The 20,934-nt window shown below is 50.0% G+C and carries 17 protein-coding genes and 1 pseudogene; 8 read left to right on the top strand and 10 right to left on the bottom strand.

All coding sequences use genetic code 11. The features are described from left to right. Positions 1–41: 41 nt before the first annotated feature. From H6585_12380 to H6585_12360, 5 genes are all read right to left on the bottom strand, one after another. Positions 42–3,179: an ATP-binding cassette domain-containing protein gene (locus H6585_12380; GenBank protein ID MCB9449127.1), complete on the bottom strand. Its 3,138-nt coding sequence runs from the start codon at positions 3,177–3,179 to the stop codon at positions 42–44. 125 nt (positions 3,180–3,304) lie between these two features. Beyond that, complete coding sequence (locus H6585_12375; protein ID MCB9449126.1) at positions 3,305–3,718, bottom strand: EVE domain-containing protein; 414 nt, start codon at positions 3,716–3,718, stop codon at positions 3,305–3,307. Positions 3,719–3,842: 124 nt separating this feature from the next. Beyond that, complete coding sequence (locus H6585_12370) at positions 3,843–4,592, bottom strand: hypothetical protein (protein MCB9449125.1); 750 nt, start codon at positions 4,590–4,592, stop codon at positions 3,843–3,845. Between the two features lie 236 nt (positions 4,593–4,828). Then, positions 4,829–5,839: a T9SS type A sorting domain-containing protein gene (locus tag H6585_12365; GenBank protein ID MCB9449124.1), complete on the bottom strand. Its 1,011-nt coding sequence runs from the start codon at positions 5,837–5,839 to the stop codon at positions 4,829–4,831. A gap of 156 nt (positions 5,840–5,995) precedes the next feature. Further along, positions 5,996–6,322: a hypothetical protein gene (locus H6585_12360; protein ID MCB9449123.1), complete on the bottom strand. Its 327-nt coding sequence runs from the start codon at positions 6,320–6,322 to the stop codon at positions 5,996–5,998. 98 nt (positions 6,323–6,420) lie between these two features. On the opposite strand from H6585_12360, the gene H6585_12355 reads away from it, so the two are divergent. After that, positions 6,421–6,897, top strand: a complete 477-nt coding sequence (locus H6585_12355) for a hypothetical protein (protein ID MCB9449122.1) — start codon at positions 6,421–6,423, stop codon at positions 6,895–6,897. On the opposite strand, the gene H6585_12350 is transcribed toward H6585_12355, so the two are convergent. Next, positions 6,898–7,944: a hypothetical protein gene (locus H6585_12350; protein MCB9449121.1), complete on the bottom strand. Its 1,047-nt coding sequence runs from the start codon at positions 7,942–7,944 to the stop codon at positions 6,898–6,900. It lies immediately after the preceding gene. Positions 7,945–8,047: 103 nt separating this feature from the next. On the opposite strand from H6585_12350, the gene H6585_12345 reads away from it, so the two are divergent. Next, positions 8,048–8,716, top strand: a complete 669-nt coding sequence (locus H6585_12345; protein MCB9449120.1) for a hypothetical protein — start codon at positions 8,048–8,050, stop codon at positions 8,714–8,716. Here H6585_12345 and H6585_12340 read toward each other — a convergent pair. From H6585_12340 to H6585_12325, 4 genes and pseudogenes are all read right to left on the bottom strand, one after another. Then, positions 8,703–12,131: a gliding motility-associated C-terminal domain-containing protein gene (locus tag H6585_12340; protein ID MCB9449119.1), complete on the bottom strand. Its 3,429-nt coding sequence runs from the start codon at positions 12,129–12,131 to the stop codon at positions 8,703–8,705. The two genes, H6585_12345 and H6585_12340, sit on opposite strands and share 14 nt — an antisense overlap. Continuing rightward, positions 12,114–12,209, bottom strand: a pseudogene (locus H6585_12335) (SprB repeat-containing protein). The gene H6585_12340 and the pseudogene H6585_12335 overlap by 18 nt, the downstream one beginning before the upstream one ends. A gap of 105 nt (positions 12,210–12,314) precedes the next feature. Then, positions 12,315–12,641, bottom strand: coding sequence for a SprB repeat-containing protein (locus tag H6585_12330; protein ID MCB9449118.1), 327 nt, complete (start codon positions 12,639–12,641; stop codon positions 12,315–12,317). Positions 12,642–13,366: 725 nt separating this feature from the next. Then, entirely contained in the window at positions 13,367–14,824 is a 1,458-nt protein-coding gene (locus tag H6585_12325) for a hypothetical protein (GenBank protein ID MCB9449117.1), read from the bottom strand. Between the two features lie 174 nt (positions 14,825–14,998). Here H6585_12325 and H6585_12320 point away from each other — a divergent pair, with 174 nt between their 5' ends. The 6 genes from H6585_12320 to H6585_12295 all read left to right on the top strand — a co-directional run bounded on the left by H6585_12320 (position 14,999) and on the right by H6585_12295 (position 20,933). Beyond that, positions 14,999–15,967 carry a deoxyhypusine synthase family protein gene (locus tag H6585_12320; GenBank protein MCB9449116.1) on the top strand — a complete coding sequence of 323 codons (969 nt, stop codon included), beginning with the start codon at positions 14,999–15,001 and terminating at the stop codon, positions 15,965–15,967. A gap of 45 nt (positions 15,968–16,012) precedes the next feature. After that, positions 16,013–17,926, top strand: a complete 1,914-nt coding sequence (acs, locus tag H6585_12315) for an acetate--CoA ligase (GenBank protein MCB9449115.1) — start codon at positions 16,013–16,015, stop codon at positions 17,924–17,926. A 23-nt stretch (positions 17,927–17,949) separates the two neighbouring features. Further along, on the top strand, positions 17,950–18,390 hold the full coding sequence (locus H6585_12310; GenBank protein ID MCB9449114.1) for a DinB family protein: 441 nt from the start codon (positions 17,950–17,952) through the stop codon (positions 18,388–18,390). Between the two features lie 81 nt (positions 18,391–18,471). Beyond that, on the top strand, positions 18,472–19,227 hold the full coding sequence (locus tag H6585_12305; GenBank protein MCB9449113.1) for a polyprenol monophosphomannose synthase: 756 nt from the start codon (positions 18,472–18,474) through the stop codon (positions 19,225–19,227). Next, entirely contained in the window at positions 19,228–20,586 is a 1,359-nt protein-coding gene (locus tag H6585_12300) for a dihydroorotase (GenBank protein ID MCB9449112.1), read from the top strand. Next, positions 20,583–20,933 (top strand): DUF4296 domain-containing protein, encoded by a 351-nt coding sequence (locus H6585_12295; protein ID MCB9449111.1) that lies wholly within the window; start codon positions 20,583–20,585, stop codon positions 20,931–20,933. The genes H6585_12300 and H6585_12295 overlap by 4 nt, the downstream gene beginning before the upstream one ends. The last annotated feature ends 1 nt before the right edge of the window (position 20,934 follow it).

Below are 20,934 nucleotides of genomic sequence, written 5' to 3'. Positions count from 1 at the left end.
CTGTTCGTTTCTTAGCCTGAAAAGTAATAAAAATGATAACACTAAAGGACTTCCGATTCGGGTTCTTCAGATTCCTTTGGTTGGATTGGGAGGGCCATCACCTGTTTGTTTCTGGCTGGGAATAGCCGTGCAAACAGCGACTGCAGGCGATTCAGAATGCGCCGGAACAGGTCGAAATACAGGGTGAGATATAGCAGGAAAGACATCACCCAAAGTATGATTACATTGAAATAAAGGGTATCGGTCAATCTGCCGAAAAGAATTTTTCTGGGGGTGTAGAACGGGCTGTCAAGTGATATCCATCCGTCATCCGGGTTGGCATCCCGGTAGATCGGATCAAGGATGGGTATCAGCCGGCCGTTGTCGGTAATGATTTTGTGCTTGGAGAACCTCTGTTTCACTACGTCGGCCAGGTAATCGTTGTAGTATTTGTCGCGCAGGTTGCGAAAGGCTTCAGCCTGTTCCTTGCTGGTGCTGAGTTTACCCAGTATCAGTTCCTTTCTCAACACCTGAGAATTGTACCCCAGCATATAACCGGCGCTGATCTTGTTCAGCGTTTCACGCGCGATGCCGAACGATTCCACCTGGTAGTCGTCTGCATCCAGACCGCGGAGGTCAATGACCTTCAACTGCGGGTTCGAGACCACTTCCAGGGTGATTTCTTTCTTTACCACCACCAGGTTGTTGCGGGTGCGGTCGGTCACTTGTCCGGTGCGTATATCCTTTTCCGCTTCCTGAAGCATCCGTTCCAGTTCGGTCACAAAAAAACTTTGTTTGTAGTCGTACAGGCTCTCCTTTTTTTCCACCTCGTAAAAAGCCTCTTCATATGCATTGTGTACAAACTGATGAACCATAAGTCCTTCATACCCCCACCTGGCAGGCATGATCTGGGCGATGGAGGGCACACGGTAACCACCTCCCAGCAGGCGGTTGATTTTTTCGTAGCTGAACATGGCGCCGCCCAGGATCATTTGCGGGATGATCAGCAATGGAATCAGGATGTAAATAGCCACTGCCGAATTCAGTGCGGAAGAGATGTTCAATCCCAATACATTGGCCAGGGAGGCGAGGGAGAAAATCATCAACCAGTATGGAAACATCATTCCCTGAATACCGATGATGCTGTTTCCGATCCATACGAACAACAGTGACTGGATGGCGGAGACCATCAGCAACAATCCCATTTTTGAAAGCAGGTAGGCATTCCGGCTCAGGTGAAGAAATTTTTCACGTTGCAGGATCTTGCGGTCTTTAAACAGTTCTTCAGCGCTCACAATGAGTCCTACGAAAAGTGCCACCACCACACTCATGAAGATGTATGCCGGTATGTTTTCGTTGTTTCGGAAGATGTAATGGTCTGAATTCGGATCATCGATATAGGTGACGATGAAGGATAGGAAGAAAGCCAGCAACGGGGCTTCCAGCAGGGTGATCAATATGTATTGTTTGTTGCTGAGCTTGGCCAGGATGTCGCGCTTGAAGAACACCTTCATTTGTCCCCACATATTGGGGATGTGGAATTCTTTGGGCGGACTCTCGTCCACGTCCGGCAGGGTGGGTTCGTGGTGGTGGTGCTGGAACCTTTCCACCCATTCCTCGGGGGTGGCTTTTCTTTTGTCAGTGAGTTCACCGAATTCATTCACCACCCTGGCTTCCACAATGGCAAAGATCTCGTCCGGCCGGATGGTACTCAGGTCGATGGTGCGCTTGATCTGGTGGTCCTGTGATTTGAAGTAGGATACGGCTTCCACCGGGTTGCCGTAATAGATCAGGTGTCCGCCTTTGTCGAGGAACAGAACCTTGTCGAGCATTTTGTAAATCTCCGACGAGGGTTGGTGAATGACCACGAAAATGAGTTTTCCCTTCAGGGTCAGTTCCCGGAGCAGGTCCATCACATGTTCGGAGTCCAGTGAAGACAGACCGGATGTGGGTTCGTCCAGAAAAAGCACCGAGGGTTCCCTGATGAGCTCGAGGCCGATATTCAACCGTTTGCGTTGTCCGCCGCTGATTACCTTGTTCAGTTCATTTCCTACCTGCAGGTCACGGATGGCGGATAACCCCAGACTTTCCAGCACATTGTTCACCTTCCGCTTGATCTCCTTGTTGGATAAGTCACGGAAGCACAATTGGGCATTGTAGTACAGGTTCTGAAACACCGTGAGTTCTTCAATCAGCAGGTTGTCTTGGGGTACCATACCGATGACACCTTCGATGCGTTTGGGTTCGTTGTGGATGTTGATTCCGTTGATTCGCACTTCACCTGAATCGGGGTGCTCGATACCAGAAAGTACGTTCAGCAGGGTGGTTTTACCGGCGCCGCTGGAACCCATGATGGCCACCAATTTTCCTGGGCCTTCCGAGATATTGACGTTGTTCAGTCCAACCTTTCCGTTCGGGAATGTATAGTTGAGGTTTTCTACATTGAAAGACAGTTTCACGGATGTGAAGCCTTCCAGGAAACGGGAAGTAACATCATTGAAATAGATCGGCCGGTTCGAGGCGCAACGTATGGTGCTTCCGTTGGCAAACAGGTAAATGCGGTTGTTTTTCAGGGCCTGATCATTCAGCCGAACGTCTTCCGATCCAAAAAACCGCAGGAAATACAGGTTGATACTGGGGATTTTCAGGATAACCAGGCTTGCGTTCTTCAGGGGTTCATAGTTGATGAACTTCACCTGCTTGCCAACCTGGCCTTTGTTGTACCCGATGATCAACAGGGAGTGATTGGCCAGTTTCGACGGTTCTTCATGTATGGCGAAGGATTCGATCAGATTGAATTCTTCCCTGCTGATATTGAACACGCCCGCCACCATGTCAATGATGGCCATACGTTGTTCGGAAAATATGCGATCGGTACTGACCAGTTCGAACAACCTGACCAATACGATTACCTTTTGTTTCTGGGTGAGAACGTTGTTGATCTGTTTGCAGATCGCAATGGTACGTACCGAATCACCAACACTGGTCAACCGGCGTTTTTTGGGTTTGCCTTCTTCGTCTTCTTCCTCCTCGGAGGCCAGTTTTTCGAAAAGCTTGTAATAGGTTTCTACGATGTCATGCGGGAGTTCCTGTTCAAGGAAACTTCGAACATATTGTCGTTCCTGTTCCGTAATGCCATCGTCTTGTTTGGCGATCACGGCAAATAACTGCATGAGGGACCGGAGTATATCTTCGCTCATTACGGATCAGGTTAGAAACATGTAATCATGGCAACTGCACACCCAACAATGCTGTTCATACGCGTGATGCGGCAAATGGTTCAACGCCTGTGAAAAGACGTTTGCAGGAAAGGCAAAAGAGGGGATTACAGTTTTGTCTGACCCATTTTCAGGAGGCAGTCGAACTCTGTTTTCTTCAGGGGCATCACCGAAAGTCGTCCGATACGAACCAGGGCGATTTGTTGGAGTTTGGGTTCCGCCTTGACCTCGGACAGGGTTACCGGCTTATTGAAAGATTGAACGGGCTTGATATCAACGGCCACCCACCGGTCATCGTCTGTCGTGGGGTCCTGGTAATGGGTTTTTGTTACCTCCGCTACACCTACGATGGAACGATCCTGGTTGCTGTGATAGTAGAGCACGAGGTCTCCCTTTTTCATGTCCATGAGGTGAAGCCGGGCCGCATAGTTCCGCACGCCATCCCAGGATGTTTTCTTGTCTTTGAGCAATTGTTCCCACGCATAGGTGGTCGGTTCTGATTTAACAAGCCAGTGGTTCATGGGCATGAAGTTAATGACAATGACTTTACGAAGGTGCACTTTTTTCCATCCCGGTATCGAGTGGGCAATAAAAAAGGGCAGATGCAACATCTGCCCTTTGGGGGTATCATAGTTTGTTTGAAGCTTACCAGACCCGGATGTTGTAAGTGTTTCCGTTGATGGTCAGGATCGCTTTGTGGTTACCCAGGAACTGAATGGAACCTGAGTAATTGAATGCAGTACCCTGAGCATTGGTGCCGGACAGGGTGAAGTCGGCGGTTCCGCTCTGGGTCATGCCCAGGAAACGGGTCACGACAACCTGATTCAATGTTACGTCCAGTGTAGCATTTGCACTGGTGGTATTGCCATTCTTATCAGTAAAGGAATGTGAACCTTGGCGATGCAGGGTACCGTCGTAAGTTACGGTGTGGTTACCCGGAGCCAGACCGGTGATGGTCAGGTCAGCATTGGCGTTGTAATCACAGGATCTGTGAGGACCCTGGTAATCACCACTCTTATGGGTAACGGTGTGGATTGATTCCAGGTGGCTGGCAGAATCACATGTATATGTGTTGCTGTAGTCAAAATAGAATGACCAGCTGATCTGACCACCTGAACCTGAGTTCTGAATGGTGTCTGTTACTGTGGTGTCGCACAAATGGAATACATCTGTTGCGAGGTCACCTGAACCGTTCTTGTTCGTAGGGAAAACGATGTTTGCAGTCAGGTCACGCAGTTCCATGCTGACACCACCATATTCATCGGATACTCCAGCTTCAACAATATCTGCGGCTTCCTGTTGGGTGATGCCTTGAACCACCTGTTTATCTTCCTTGCGACAGGAGTAGGCAAGCACAAGAACCGCTGCAATCGAAAAAATAGCTGCTTTTTTCATGGGTTTTGGTTTTGTGATAGTTTGGACGCTCTAGCCAATTTTTTAGCATACCAATATTAGGGCAACTGGGTCAGATTTCCAAACCTCATGGCCGTTTTTTTAGTTTTAGAACTTAGTATCCCAAAAAGCAGTTGGATTCAATCAAAATTGAAAAAATGAAATGGAACTTACAAAGAACATGCGGGAGCACCTCTACCCTAGCAGGTTAGCGCCCCCGCATGCCTTTAAGTCGAAACCTATCGAATGAGGGTTTTGCCAACGGTTTGCCCGTCTTCCAGGGTTACCTGCACGTGGTAGACGCCCGATGCAAGATCGCGCATATTTACAGTTGACGTGTGGGGTGCCAAGGTGTGTTCCCGCACGATCCTGCCCGAAGCGTCCATGATGCGCATATGTTGCGGTGCCTGACGGCCCGACCAGAACATATGCAGTTCGTCCTGCACCGGGTTGGGGAACAACAGCAGCGATTGTGCACTAGCCTGCTCCGGTACACCGGTGGTTTGGAAGAAATCTATCACATCTTTCACAGCTTGATCCACGGAAGTCTGGGTGCCGAGTACGCCTGCGTTGAAGTAGTATGCCAGTACTTTGTAAACACTGTTGTCGTAGTACGTACCGGATACGGCTCCGCTGAGGGCATAGGATCCGGGCCCCATTTCGTACACGGCTTGGGTACCGGAGGCTGGGGTAACGCCATCGGCCCACCAAAGCGTGGCCCAGATAAAAGTCAGTGGAGATTGTGCGGTGATTGACTGTCCGCTGACCACATCCATTTCAGAAACGCCCGTGTTGCTATCGCTGCCGTAGGATTGCACGTCATAACTATCGATTCCGAAAAGAACCGAAGCCTGATCGGTAGGGGTGAAATACACGGGAGGTGCATCGTACAGGTCATACAGGAAATCGTTTCCGATCACCCAAAGGGATCCGCCATTGTTCAGGTATTGGTACAACTCGGTATTGATGGTATCCGCGCCCGCCCATAGTTGCAGACCAACACCATTGGAGCCCGTATACCAGATCACCAGGTCTTTGTCGCTCATATCGGTTGAGAAGGTCGGACTCACGCTGTCGGTGGCCGCGTCAAATGTGGTGAAGTTACAACCACTGTTGGTAAGCGCAGCAGTCAGGTTGGCATTCCCGGTTGAATCAATATCTGTGTCGAGTACGTAAAGTACATTCAGTTGTGCCTGCGAAACGAAAACGGTGCAGAGCATCAAAAACAAGATGGAGGTAAAGTGTTTCATGAGACGCATGGTTTGGTTTATGACACCAAAATTCGATAGTCTTTATGCATCATGCACCCCAAATCAACAGCCTTTTAGGAAGTGTCAGGTGTATGAAAAAGTAGCTTAATGATTGATTGTCAGCGCGAAAAAAACGACCATTTTAGGTGTCAGGGGTCACGCAATAGCCCAGCACAGGCATACCACCACAACGTTCAGGGCGAGGCACCAAACAGATATTTGTTCGGCGACGTGCTGTTTTTTTCTTCTCGAGAGTACGATGGCCACAAGGAAGATAACCGAAGAAACAAGTATGAAATAGTAGACCCGGGCTGCCATATAGCCCACGACACTCACAAGGTAGGGGAGCATCTCAACCAGGTTGATGGTGTCTCCGAACTGGTGATCGGCCCTCTTTATCGCGGTGAATGATGCCACTTTGAAAAAGGTCGCCACAAGCAAAAGGTAAGCCGCAACACCCAAAACAACTTTCCATTTTTGCATTCTGAAAGATATAGAAAATAACCGACCACACGTTAAAAGCCCTACCGACATTGCGTCTTTTCAGTTTTTTGAATGAAAAATCCCATCTTTGCACCTGCATGCGCCGATTATTCCATACACTTTCCTGCGTTTTTCTGGTGTTGATGATGACTTCGTTATCCGCAACGGCACAGACTTTCAGCAAAGAATCCGTGACCGGATACTGGTACAATAAAAAAGCCAGGCGGTTTTATTATCCGGGTGATACCATCCGTCTCCGGCGCATCCAGCCGGTAACCATTCAGGCGCTTTTCGACAGTTGTGGAACCGACTCAAACTTTGTTGACCTTTGGAGATACACGGAGCGCAACGAATTGATCACCACACTGCGTTACATAGATCCCAAAACACACCAGGCAACCGAGCAGAAGGTGTTGTATTATCCTTGTGAAATCATGCCTTCCGACAGTACGTTCATTATTCCCACTAAAAAGTTCATTAAGAGGTACAAGGTGATTTACTTTGACGGAAAGAACATGCGGCTGGTGTTCAGGGAAGTGCTCAAAAAGGAGTCCGATACGGAATCGAAACCCTGATCAGATCGACACTTTTTCTATATGCAGGCAACACTGCAGATGCAGTACAAGCAGGTCTCCCATGTTGCGGCATTGTTCGAATTCTTTCTTCTGATGCAGCAGGGCCAGTTCCTTTCTCAGCTCCCTGATTTTTTCATCTGTTGAGATCGTATCCTCCCTGAGGCAACCGAGCAGTTCACGAATCCTGCGTTGCGACGCCACCAAACGTCGGGTCATCAGGGTGCGTTCTTCATATTGATACTGCTTGGCTGAATCGGTATTTAACAACTCCATACAGAGTTGAACCATGGCCAGGTTGTTCTTGAAGAATTGGGGTTTGTACAGGTTGATGCGACCTTCATAAGATTGCTGGTCGAAGTCGATGGCACGGATCCTGTACTGTTCCGATTCAAAGTCCTGTATCATATCCACCACATAGTTGTACGAGCGCATGTCTCCCAGGAGACGTACAAAACAGCGCTCGTTGAATTTGATGAATTCCTTCGCAATACGCACCTTGTTCAGGTGGGGAAGCGACAGGTAATCGGCGATGAACTGATCTCCCGGAATACCGATGATGTGTTCTTCAATCAGCGTATCATGATCGGTGAAATAGATGATGCGGTTCGGCGACAGGATGTGTTCGAGTTCCAGTCCGTATATGCGTGAGGCATCGGCGCGCTTGACATAAAAGTAGTCGTAGTTGTCATTGTATTGGTTCACAATCCGTATGCGGAATGGATTGGAATTTCCGAAAGTGCAATATTCAATCCGGTCCACAAACAGGTGTTTGGTTACCGACAGTTCTCCTTCCGTTTTCAAATGTGCGTATATGCGGGTCAATCCCTCATTGAGTTCGCGGTGCACGTTTTGCTGGTAGAACATGCGTTCCCACAATGTGTCTTTTCCGTTCTTGTCGGTGAGCGGGTAGGAGCGTTCTGCGCGCAACAGGTCCGAATACTTTACATCGATCGAAACTTCGCGGTTGTATTTGACCAGGTAGTCCCGCAGCGGTTCCTGGATGGGGAAGTGTTCTTTTTTTCTGGATATGTGATCCGACTGACTCATGCTGCGAAGGTAGCAAAACGGTGCTTCGTCACGAGATCACAGGATGTGGAAAAGTAATTCATCACCAAGCGGGAGCAGTTACCTATTGGTTATCTTTGCGGCAATGAGAAAGCGGATCGTGATTGGGGCATGGCTGTTGGTTACCTGTTTGCCCATATGCAGCCATGGACAATTTCTGGACAGCATCAGATCAAGCCTCCGTGAAAAACCGAAATTTCTGTTCGGGTTCGATTCACGCCGTTCATTCCTTTTTTCTTCCGACGCAGCTATTTTTGGTATCAAGGCGGGACTTGATTATGGCAGCAAAGTACGCATGGGCGCGGGGTATTACTTTCTTTCCTCTCCGTTTTACCGGAAGTTCATCACGTATCCGGATACCGTATATGCCAGGTTCGATCTGGCGTATTTCAGTCCGTACATTGAATATGTGCTTTTGCACGACACGCATTGGGAGTGTAGCGTTCCCTTACAACTGGGATTCGGGTCCATCGGTCTGAGGGATACGGCCACAGGTGAGAATGTCCGTCAACAAGGCATCACCCTGCTGGAACTTTCCATTGTGGGGCATTACAAGATATGGGATTGGCTCGGCGTCGGATCTGGTGTCGGGTACCGCCAGGCGTTGGTCGGCAGCCGCATCATAGAGGAGTCGGTCAGTGCCCCCATCTATCTGGTCAAGCTGAAAATCTTTACAGGGGTGATTTATCGCAAGTTTTTCCCCAAACGCGACGATGATCCTCCTCCGCCTCCTCCGGGGCTTAGTGGTTCGTAAGGAGCATGACAGTGCCGGCAATCTGGGTTTCTCTCAGGCGGATGATATACATATAGGTGCCTTCCGTTACCGGTAACCCTGCTGCCGTTCTTCCGTCCCACGCCAGCTGGCCGCCAGGCGGACTATAAACCAATACACCCCATCTGTTCATGATCATAAGTTGGGTGCACTCTTTGAGATCGCCATCCAGGTGAACACTGAACACATCGTTGATGCCGTCACCGTTTGGTGTGAACACGTTCGGAATTTCCGGATGATTGTAGAACCTGAAATCCTTCAGTTCGATGGGTATCTCCATTGTATCTGAACATGTACCGAAGTAAGCAATAAGTTTTACGGAAATGTTTTCGTTATACCCGACTTCGATGTTGGGATTTTGATGTGTGCTGAACAGGTGATCATTCAGGAACCATTCAAAATCGTTTGCCCCCATGCTTTTGTTGGAGAACTTCAACAGGATGTTGTCACAGGTCGGGATAACCTTATACCCGAAGAGAGCCGCAGGTGGAACATCGGTGGTCACATCTACCATTCCGGTTCCCGTACAGTTATTGTCATCGGTAACGGTCACGTGAAATACAGTGGACCCGTTGGCAACAACTTGTACGGTAGATGTGGTGCTGGCATTCTGATCACTCCAAAGATATTGGTAACCGGGTGTGCCGCCACTTGGCGAAGCTGAAAGTGAGAAAAGGGTTTGGTCGCAAACCGTTGTATCACCCACGGTGTTTACAATAAGTTCAAGGGGTTGGTCCACTGCGGCACTGGTAGTTGCTACACACCCTGCACTGTCTGTGAGAGTCACCTGATAAGTGCCCGCCATGAGGCCTGTTGCGGTTTGTTCCGTTTGCCCGTTGCTCCACAAGTAAACATAAGGCGGGATTCCGGTCAAGGTATTCACAGTAGCTGTTCCATCTGCCCCGCCGTAACATAACAGGGTTGATCCGTTGGCAGTGGCTGTAACCGGCGGACTTGCCTGCACCGCAATGGCCGTATCGTAGGTACAACCGTTTGCATCTGTAATGGTAACCACAAAATTTCCGGTGGTAAGACCGGTGGCTGTGGCTGTGGTTTGGTTTCCGGCACCTGCATCCCATTGATAGGTATAGCCGGGAGTTCCACCCGATGGATATACAACGGCGTTTCCGCTGCCGGTACCGCACAATGCGTCGGTGCTGTTGGCGGTAGCTGTGATGGCGGTTGGTTCCCCTACGGTCACGCTCACACCCGACGGAAGGGTACATCCGTTGACATCGGTCACTGTCACCAGGTAGGTGCCAGCTGCCAATCCTGTAGCGGTAGCGGTGGTTTGACCATTGCTCCATAAATAAAAGTAAGGTGCACTTCCACCTGAAGGCAAAGCGGTTGCCGTACCATCTGTCGACCCGTAGCAAAGTGTGTTTGTATATGTTGAAGTGGCGCTCAGGTCTGCACCAGGCTCAGTCACTGCTACCGTAACCCTGCCCGGTCCCATGCAACTGTTGGCGTCTGTTACGGTAACGTGATAGGCTCCTGCAGAAAGTCCGGTTGCAACAGCTGTTGATTGTCCGTTGCTCCAATTATAGGAATAGGGAGTTGTGCCTCCGCTGGCTACGGCTGTAGCTGTGCCATCATCCCCGCCTTTACAATTTACCTGGGTAGCCTGGGCGCTAACGGCAAGGGCTGCATTCGGTTCTCCTATCAATACGGAGCCGACTTCCGGACTGGTACATCCATTCACATCGGTAATGGTAATCACATGCGTGCCTGCAGAAAGTCCGGTCGCGGTGCTGTCTGTTTGGCCGTTGTCCCAAGCATAGAAATAAGGAGGCGTGCCACCCGTAGGAGTGAACGTAGCGGTGCCGTCGCTTCCTCCCTTGCAGTTCACATCGGTCCATACCGAAGTAAAAGATACTTCAGCGGTGGGTTCGGTAATGGCAACCGTTCCGGTAGATGTGCATCCATTTGCATCCGTACCGGTGACGGAATAAATGCCGGCCACCAAGCCGGAAATGTTGCTGCCGGTTTCGCCGGAACCCCATTCAAAAGTATAACCTGGCGTGCCACCCGTACCTGATACGGAGGCTGTGCCATCGCTGCCGGACTTACAACTTACCGGTGATCCGCTTGTGGTTAAGTTCAGAGGTTCAACAGGCTGGTTGATTTCAATGGAATCTGTATATATACATCCGTTTGCATCCTGAACCGTCACATGGTAGGTGCCAATGGGTAATCCGGTTGCGGTGGATCCTGTTTGTCCATCACTCCATATGTATGTGTAGGGAGTTGTGCCTCCTGTTATGATCACAGAACCGGCACCATCACTTCCCGCGTTACATCTGGCATCGGTTGAAGTGGTGGTTGAACTTGTTAACAGTGCCGGTTCGGTAATGGAGACAGTAGTAACAGAAGCCGGTGTGCAGCCATTGGCGTCGGTTACGGTGCAGGTATATACTCCGTCCTCCAATCCGGTGGCAGTGCTGTCTGTTTGTCCGGTGTTCCACAAATACGTGTAGGGTGCTGTACCTCCGGATGGTATAGCAGTGGCTGTACCTGAGGCATTGTCTTTACAGTCCACATTGGTTTGAGAGGTAGATGCAGTGAGGTAATCAGTGGGTTCTGTGATGGTAACCGAAGTGAGCGAGGCCGGTGTGCAACCGTTCGCATCGGTTACGGTGCAATGATACACACCGTCTTGGAGCCCGGTGGCGGTTTGGTTGGTTTGTCCGTCATCCCACATGTAGGCATAGGGAGCTGTGCCACCGGAGGGTGTAGCTGTGGCAGTACCTGTGGCATTGTCTTTACAATCTACATTGGATTGAGAGGTAGATGCTGTAAGATAATCGGTGGGCTCGGTGATGGTGACTGAAGTGAGCGAGGCGGGCGTACAACCGTTCGCATCGGTTACGGTACACGCATATACACCATCTTGGAGCCCGGTAGCGGTTTGGTTTGTTTGTCCGTCACTCCACAGATAGAAATAGGGCGAAGTACCTCCGGATGGTGTTGCTGTAGCGGTGCCTGTAGCGTTGTCTTTACAATCAACGTTTGTTTGCGAGGTTGATGCGGTCAGAGCAGAAGCGGGTTCTGTGATGGTGATGGAAACAGCGGATGCAGGATTACAGCTTTTGCTATCTGTTACGGTACATGTGTATGTGCCATCTGTCAGTCCGGTCGCGGTCTGGTTGGTTTGTCCGTCACTCCACAAATATGTGTAGGGTGAGGTACCACCGGCGGGTGTGGCGGTTGCCGTTCCGGTTGCATCGTCTTTACAGGCAACATTGGTTTGTGATGGTGTGGCTGTGAGAGCCGCTGCTGGCTCGGTTACTGTAATGGTTTTGGTGCTGGCGCAACTCAACGCGTCATATACAGTAACGGTATATGTGGAAGCAGACAGTCCGGTGATGGTAGCGGTGGTTTTGGAATTGCTCCACAAGTAGGTATAGCCGGGTGTTCCACCGGAGCCGGATGCAGTGGCTTGTCCGTCGGATCCACCTTTGCAGGAAACGTTGTTGTCAACCGATGCGGAGGCACTGGTAGCGGAGGCTGGTCCACCAACGGTGACGGTCTCGGTTGTTGTACAGGCACCACCATTTGTTCATGTTCGAGTTGTGTGTGTTCATAAGGTGACGGTCTCGGTTGTTGTACAGGCACCACCATTGGAGGTTACGGTTACGGTGTATGTTGCAGCGGTAAGGCCGGTAATGGTGGCCGTGGTTTTGGAATTGCTCCATAGGTAGGTGGGGGTAAGTCCACCGGTGGCAGTGACGGTAGCGGTACCATCACTTCCACCGTTACAGCTTACATCGGTTTTGCTGGTACCGGAGGTGAGGATGCAACCACAGGTGCCGCCAGAACAATTCAGGATCGGGCATATATATGCCGGATTGCTACAGTTGTGGTAGGTGGTTGATACGCATACGGTGTATATCTGGTTAGCCGTCATGTTGCATGGACTCCCTGTGCCAACTGAAAACGAATTGCTTTTTAGTGTGCAGTTTTGATCGTATACCTTCATTGAGGTAACACTGCAACTTAGGATACCTATATCATTGCATCCACTAAGGGAAACATTCGAAGTGGTACTTATGCCTCCGCAGCTCCCTTCGTTGCAGCCATTAAATTGATAGCCCATCGTGCCGGAAATTGTTCCGCCGGATGGAAATCGAAATTTGTAGCAGTAAGTACCGGGGGAACTAACTACATAACACAGCCCTTTGGAATTCGCTTGAGCGACAGTTCCTACGCCTCCGGAAGGCATGTCAAAAAAGGTTCCGTCCGGACTGGCACAAGACCCTTGTGCAAAAACACGGTTGCCAGAAAAAAGGACGCAAGAAAGCAGGAGGATTCCGAGTAAATTTCTTACCATAACCACCGGAATTTTGTTACGAAAATCTGGATACACGACGCAATACCAATCAAATTTAGTGATTTTAGTATCCTAAAGCTAAGTTTCGATTTATTCTTTCGTTTTGATAGTGAAAGTATTTTGTGCATTTATAGGTATAAATGCTGTTTATAACTAGAAAATATTTCTATATTGATTTTGGTTCCCATGGCCAGAATGGCATATGTGAAGGGATGTGAGTTTTGTTTCCCTGAATGGGAAAATTGTTAGTAAGTCTTTGATCCGGACTTGTTGATCAAGATGTGGATATAAAACCGGAATGCTTAGAAGGAGAAAGGCAGGGAAACGGTATCGGATTGTGTGCAGTTGTTTGCATCCGATATGGTTATGTGATAGGTTCCTCCCGGGAGTTGTGTCCTTGTTGACACCGTAGATCCATTGTCCCACAAGAAACCGTATGGAGCGGTACCTCCTGATGGTTTTGCGGTAATGATGGAATGATATGTGCTTCCACAATCGCAAGGCGGCATGATGGTTTTTGCAAAATCAACCGATAAGCTGTCACACCCTGTCCCATTTCCACTTGTAATTTCAAACGTTTCCGTATCTGTACAGAACGTCTCAGAGGCGGTGACCGAAACAGTATACGTACCTGCAGCCAACCCAGTTGCATTGTTTTGGGTAGAACCGCTACTCCATTGATATGACGGGGATTGCGTCCCTGAAACCTGTACCATAGCTGTGCCATCACTGGCCCCGGGATGGCTGGCGTTAACGGTAGAAACACCCATTATCAGCTCACAGCCGGATGTGGTGGTGCACGTTTCGGTATCCGTACAGGAATTTTCAGAAGCGGTAACGGATACGGAATAATTGCCGGCCGCCAATCCTGTCGCTGGATTTTGAGTAGAACCGTTGCTCCATAGGTAGGAAGGGTTCTGCGTACCGGTAACTTGAACCGTTGCCGACCCGTCATTGGAGAGGGGTGTGCTGGTGTTGGTAGTTGTGATGCTCGCAATCAAATCACACCCTGATGATGTTATTTCGAAATTTTCGATGTCTGTGCAGGAGGTCTCCGATGATGTAACGGAGACCGAATAGTTTCCGGGGGAAAGTCCACCGATGGATTTGGTGGTTGCCCCGTTGCTCCAGAGATATGAGGGATGTTGGGTGCCCGTTACATTGACCGTAGCGGATCCGTCGTTGCTGCCGGGCGCAGATGCCTTTGTGGAAACCACCCCTTTGATCAATGCACAACCACAGGACTTTGACCCCGAACATCCCAGGATGGGGCAAATGTACATCGGGCTGCAACATCCGCTGATGTTGTTGGTGATGCACAGTGAATAAATGCGATCGGCTTGCATGTTACACGGACTGCCTGATCCAAGTTTAAAACCATCGCCCAGGTCATTACATGCTTCATCATACATCCGCATGGACATACCGCAACTGCCCGAACTAATATGGTAACAGCCGTTGGTGGGCGTGGATGAGGAACTGGCATGGGTGCATTGAACGCCGTTGCAATCTTTATAATGATATACGGTGAATTGTTGCAACTGCCCTGAGGAGGGAAACCGGAAGGTGTAACAATACGTGCTGGGCGAAGTGTGATCTATCTCAAAGCACTTGCCTGCTGCCAAGGCGCTGGTCAGTGAATGAATCCCGCTTGGATCTGTGAAAAAGGTTCCGTTTGGATTGTTGCAAGAACCTTGAGCAAGCAAGATCTCCGGCAGACACAGGCCAGCCAGTAGAGTCAATCGTAAAAATAATTTCATAAGCGCAGGGTCATCCCGCAGGAAACGGGACCGTCAACTTGGTCGCAAAGGAAACAAATCATTCACGTGGCCATGTTGTCGGAATGTGATCTGTTTCTGAAGCTTTTTATACCCTGCCCGAGAGCATTTTTATGTTACCTTTGGCGTTCAATCATAGCTTCAAATTCTGAACAAATGGGTGCCATTACTGACTTTATAGAAAAGCATTTTTTGCATTTCAATGCAGCCGCATTGAAGGATGCCACAGACGGCTATATCGCTCACCTGGATGCGGGTGGTAAGATGATGATCACACTGGCCGGTGCCATGAGCACGGCCGAGTTGGGTATTTCTCTGGCTGAAATGATCAGGCAGGACAAAGTACAGATCATTTCCTGTACCGGGGCCAACCTCGAAGAAGATGTCTTCAACCTGGTCGCGCATGATTTTTACAAGCGTGTGCCCAACTACCGGGACCTTTCACCGGCAGACGAAAAAGCGCTGTTGGATGATGGTTTCAACCGGGTGACCGATACCTGCATTCCGGAAGAGGAAGCTTTCCGGCGTTTGCAAAAACATATCCACCAGGTATGGACTAACGCGAGGGACAAGAACGAACGCTACTTCCCGCACCAGTACTTTTACCAGATGCTGACCAGTGGTGTGCTTGAACAATACTACCAGATTGATCCCAAGAACAGCTGGATGCTTGCCGCAGCACAGAAAAATCTTCCCATTATCGTGCCCGGCTGGGAGGATTCTACATTGGGGAACATTTTTGCCTCCTATTGCCTCAAAAAGGAATTGACCGCTTCGGTGGTCAGATCAGGGATCGAATATATGGAGTTCCTTGCCGAGTGGTATACCGAAAACTCAAAAGGAAAAGGCATAGGTTTCTACCAGATCGGAGGCGGTATTGCCGGCGATTTCCCGATCTGCGTTGTTCCCATGCTTATCCAGGATATGGAGAGGGAAGACACTCCGCTGTGGAGCTATTTCTGCCAGATTTCCGATTCTACCACCAGCTACGGATCCTATTCCGGAGCTGTTCCCAACGAGAAAATCACCTGGGGAAAATTGTCGGTGGAAGCACCCAAACACATTGTTGAATCCGACGCCTCCATTGTGGCACCGCTCATGTTTGCAAAAATCCTGGGCTGGTAAATCCCGGAGACCGGTTCTTCCGGAGCCCTTAAAAAGATTCGAACGATGATCCAGAAAATTCAAACTTTCGATGCTTACAAAGAACAGTACGAAAAGAGTGTAAAGGATCCGGAAGGATACTGGGCGGGGATTGCGGAAACCTTTACCTGGCGCAAAAAATGGGATAAGGTGTTGGAATGGAGCTTCCATCCATTTGACGTAAAGTGGTTCCTCGGAGGAAAACTGAACATTACAGAGAATTGCCTTGATCGCCATCTGCCTGCCCGCAAGGATCAGGTGGCATTTTACTGGGAAAAAAATAACCCCGGAGATTCGGGAGAAACCATTACCTACGGTGAGTTGTTCGAGCGCGTATGCCGTTTCGCCAACATGCTGAAATCCATGGGTGCAAAAAAAGGAGACCGGATCTGTCTTTACATGCCCATGACACCTGATCTGGCCATCGCTACCTTAGCATGTGCCCGCATTGGAGCCATTCATTCGGTTGTGTTCGCGGGGTTTTCTGCAAAATCCCTAGCCGACCGCATTCAGGACGCGTCCTGTAATATCCTCATTACTGCTGACGGTGCTTACCGCGGAAACAAGACCATCCGCCTTAAGGATATTTGTGATGAAGCACTTGCTTCTTGTCCCACCATCCAACATGTGATCGTGCAGAAACGTGTAGGTGAGGAGGTGACCATGACAGCCGGACGTGATGTATGGTTGCATGATGCATTACAAGGTATGTCGGCGGATTGTCCACCGGAGGAAATGGATGCCGAAGACATGCTCTTCATCCTATATACATCAGGTTCAACCGGCAAACCCAAAGGTGTGGTGCATACCACCGGCGGATACATGGTGTATGCGGAATACTCATTTCGCAATGTGTTCCAGTATGAAGAAGGTCAGGTATATTGGTGTACGGCCGATGTAGGCTGGATCACAGGCCATACGTATATGGTGTATGGCCCGCTGCTGGCCGGCGCCACCTCCGTGCTCTTCGAAGGCATTCCCACCTGGCCCGATGCCGGAAGGTTCTGGCAGGTGGTCGACAAATACAAGGTGAACATTTTCTATACAGCCCCTACCGCGATCCGTGCGCTTGAAGCCATGGGCACATCGTTTGTAGAACCTTATGACCTGTCTTCACTCAAGGTGTTGGGGTCCGTGGGAGAACCCATTAACCACGAAGCATGGGAGTGGTACCATAAGAACATTGGCAAGGAGAAATGCCCGATTGTGGATACCTGGTGGCAAACCGAAACGGGAGGCATCATGATTTCTGCATTGGCCGGAATCACGCCCCTGAAGCCGACTTTCGCAACACTTCCGCTTCCCGGTGTCCAAATGATGATTGTGGATCACGAAGGAAAGGAATTGAAAGGGAATCCGGCAGAAGGCAATCTGTGCATCAGTTTTCCGTGGCCCTCCATGATCAGGACGACATACGGTGACCATGAACGTTGCCGACAAACGTATTTCTCTACTTATAAAAACCTGTACTTTACGGGTGATGGTTCCAGGCGTGATGAGGAAGGTTACTACCGCATCACCGGCCGCGTAGATGATGTGATCAACGTATCCGGACACCGCTTGGGTACTGCTGAAATCGAAAACGCAATCAATGAACATGCGTCGGTGGTAGAATCGGCCGTGGTAGGATATCCGCATCACATCAAAGGACAGGGAATCTACGCGTACGTCATCTGCCACCACAAACCCGAAGATGAACAGGCTTTAAGAAAAGAGATCCTTGCCATTGTAACTGAAAACATAGGCCCCATCGCAAAACCGGATAAGATCCAGTTTGTTTCGGGCTTGCCCAAGACGCGTTCGGGAAAGATCATGCGACGCATCCTGAGAAAAGTGGCTGAAGGGGATGCCGCCCACCTGGGTGATACCAGTACACTGCTGGATCCGGGTGTGGTGGAAGAAATCACAGCGGGTGCCACGATGGTTACCGAGGGTGCATGATGCCCGCTTAAAATTGAAAAGTTATGTTTGATTCTTTCTATGAGTTTTATCAGCGCGACCTCACCAAACTGGAAGAAGAGGTGCTTGCTTTTCCGGATGACGATGCGTTGTGGAAGATAATCGGTCAGGTCAGCAACAGTGGAGGCAATCTGGCCCTCCATCTTTGCGGTAACCTGAACCATTTCATCGGTGCGGTCCTGGGCAATACCGGCTATGTGCGTGAGCGCGACAAGGAATTTAATACAAAAGGCCTGAGTCGGCAGGAAGTTGCTTCAGAGATTAGGACATGCCGGGAAACAGTGCTGCAAATCCTCGGGTCACTGAAAGGAACAGACGTAAATATACCATACCCCGTCAAAGTCTTCGACCGCGACATGACCATAGGGCATTTTATCATGCACCTGCTCGGTCACCTGAGTTATCACCTTGGTCAGATCAACTACTTACGGCGTGTGCTGGGTTGAAATAATGGTTGAATGGCCCCGTTGAGGTCATTTAACAGAACTTTGCATTTACTTCCGTGTACATCCGTATATTAGCCCATTATGCCCGGACAGCCGACATCTGACAGCCTGGTCATCATCCCGACTTACAATGAAAAGGACAACATACGCCAGATCATTGCTGCGGTCATGGAGCTCGACTTCCCGTTTCATGTTCTGATTATTGATGACGGGTCCCCTGATGGTACCGCAGACATCGTCAAGCAGGAAATGAAACAATTCCCCGACCGGCTCTTCATCGAAGAAAGATCCGGTAAACTTGGTCTGGGAACGGCCTATATACACGGCTTTGGATGGGCACTCGACAAAGGCTACACCTACCTCTTCGAAATGGATGCGGACTTCTCTCATAATCCAAAAGACCTGCTTCGCCTGCGCGACGCATGTTGCAACCAGGGTGCCGACCTGGCCGTCGGCTCGCGGTACTGCAACGGGGTGAATGTGGTGAACTGGCCCATGGGGCGTGTGCTGATGTCGTACTATGCCTCTGTATATGTTCGTTTCGTTACCGGCATGAAGATCCGTGATACAACCGCGGGCTTCAAATGCTACCGCGATACAGTTCTGAAAACCATTGATCTGAATAAGATCAGGTTCATGGGTTATGCCTTCCAGATAGAAATGAAATTTGCCACCTGGAAACTCGGTTTCAACATTGTGGAGGTTCCCATTATCTTCACCGACCGAACCGTGGGGCAATCCAAGATGTCACGCGGTATTTTCCGGGAAGCGATCTTCGGTGTACTGCAAATGAAACTGAAGAGCTTCTTCTCAACTTATAGAAAGAAAGACAAATAGATCATGCCAACGCTGATCAAAAACGCCATCATCATCAACGAAGGTGAATCGTACCTGGGTGGTGTGGTGATATCGGATGATACCATTGCAGCCGTCTACAGGGGCGATGCACCGCCTGAGGAATGGATGCGGCGACAACCGGATGTCAGGGATGCGAACGGACTTCACCTGTTGCCCGGTGCCATTGATGACCAGGTGCATTTCCGGGAACCCGGCCTTACCCACAAAGCCGACCTGACCACAGAGTCCAGGGCTGCCGTTGCCGGTGGAATCACTTCCTTTATGGAAATGCCCAATACGGTGCCCAACACGCTCACACAGGAACTGCTGGAAGTCAAGTATCAGCGGGCCGCAGAAGTGTCGCTCGCCAACTATTCGTTTTACATGGGGGCTTCCAACGATAACCTGGATGAAGTGCTGAAAACCGATGCCACGCGTGTTTGCGGTGTCAAAGTCTTCATGGGGTCATCCACCGGGAACATGCTGGTCGACGACCGCAAAACGCTGGAAGGATTGTTTGCAGAATGCCCCACGTTGCTGGCTGCCCATTGCGAAGACGAGGCCACCATCCGACACAACATGGCTGTTTACAGGGAAAAATACGGCGATGTGATGCCTGCATCGGTGCACCCGTTGATCCGTTCGGCGGAGGCTTGTTATAAATCTTCTTCCCTTGCCGTGGAACTGGCAGTGCGGAACAACACCCGTTTTCACATCCTGCACATATCCACAGAAAAAGAGCTGAGCCTGTTTGATGGATCAAAACCTCTGACCGAAAAGCGTATCACAGCGGAAGCCTGCATTCATCACCTTTGGTTCACCGATAAGGATTACGTGTCGAAAGGCAACTTCATCAAGTGGAATCCGGCTGTAAAAACCGAAACCGACCGCAATGCCGTTCGGGCTGCCCTGATTGACAACCGCATCGATGTACTTGCCACCGACCATGCGCCACATACACTGGAGGAAAAGGAGCAACCTTATATGAAAGCCCCCTCCGGCGGCCCACTGGTGCAACATGCACTTGTGGCGGCTCTGGAGCTGTGCCGGCAAGGGGTGATGTCGCCGGTGCAACTCGTGGAGAAGTTCTGCCACGCTCCTGCCATTGCCTTCCGCCTGCGCAACCGTGGATACATCCGCAAAGGATACAAGGCCGACCTGGTGCTGGTAAACCTGAACGATCCCTGGGAGGTCAACCGAAACAACCTTTTCTATAAATGCGGATGGTCGCCGTTCGAAGGTCAGACTTTTCATGCCCGGGTGGTAGGTACTTATGTGAACGGTAAACTGGTATACGATCAGGGAACGTTCAATGAAGATATCCGGGGCGAACGATTGGAATTTGACGCACAGCGATGAAGCATTCTATCCGGGCCATGGCCGTTACGGCGTTGCTGCTGGGAGCATGCCACGAGGAAGAGGAAAAGGTGCTGATTCCCGCCGCAGTGATTCCACAAGATACCATGACATCCATGATGGTTGATATTCAACTGGTGGAAGGTGCCGCCAACCTGAACAAACTGCCGGGTGATCAACGCCTGCATTACCAGGCCTATGACTTTGTGTACGAAAAGTTCCACGTAAGCCGTGAACGTTTCGACAGCAGCTTTTCATTTTACCGCCATCACCCTGAACTGATGCTGGAAATCTATGAAGAAGTGGTGGATGAACTGGGGCGTCTGGAGGTGACTGAAGCCGCCAAATAAA

Source organism: Flavobacteriales bacterium (assembly GCA_020635855.1).
GTDB lineage: Bacteria > Bacteroidota > Bacteroidia > JACJYZ01 > JACJYZ01 > JACJYZ01.
Note: the sequence above shows the minus strand (reverse complement) of the source record. Positions and strands in the feature narration are given on the sequence as shown.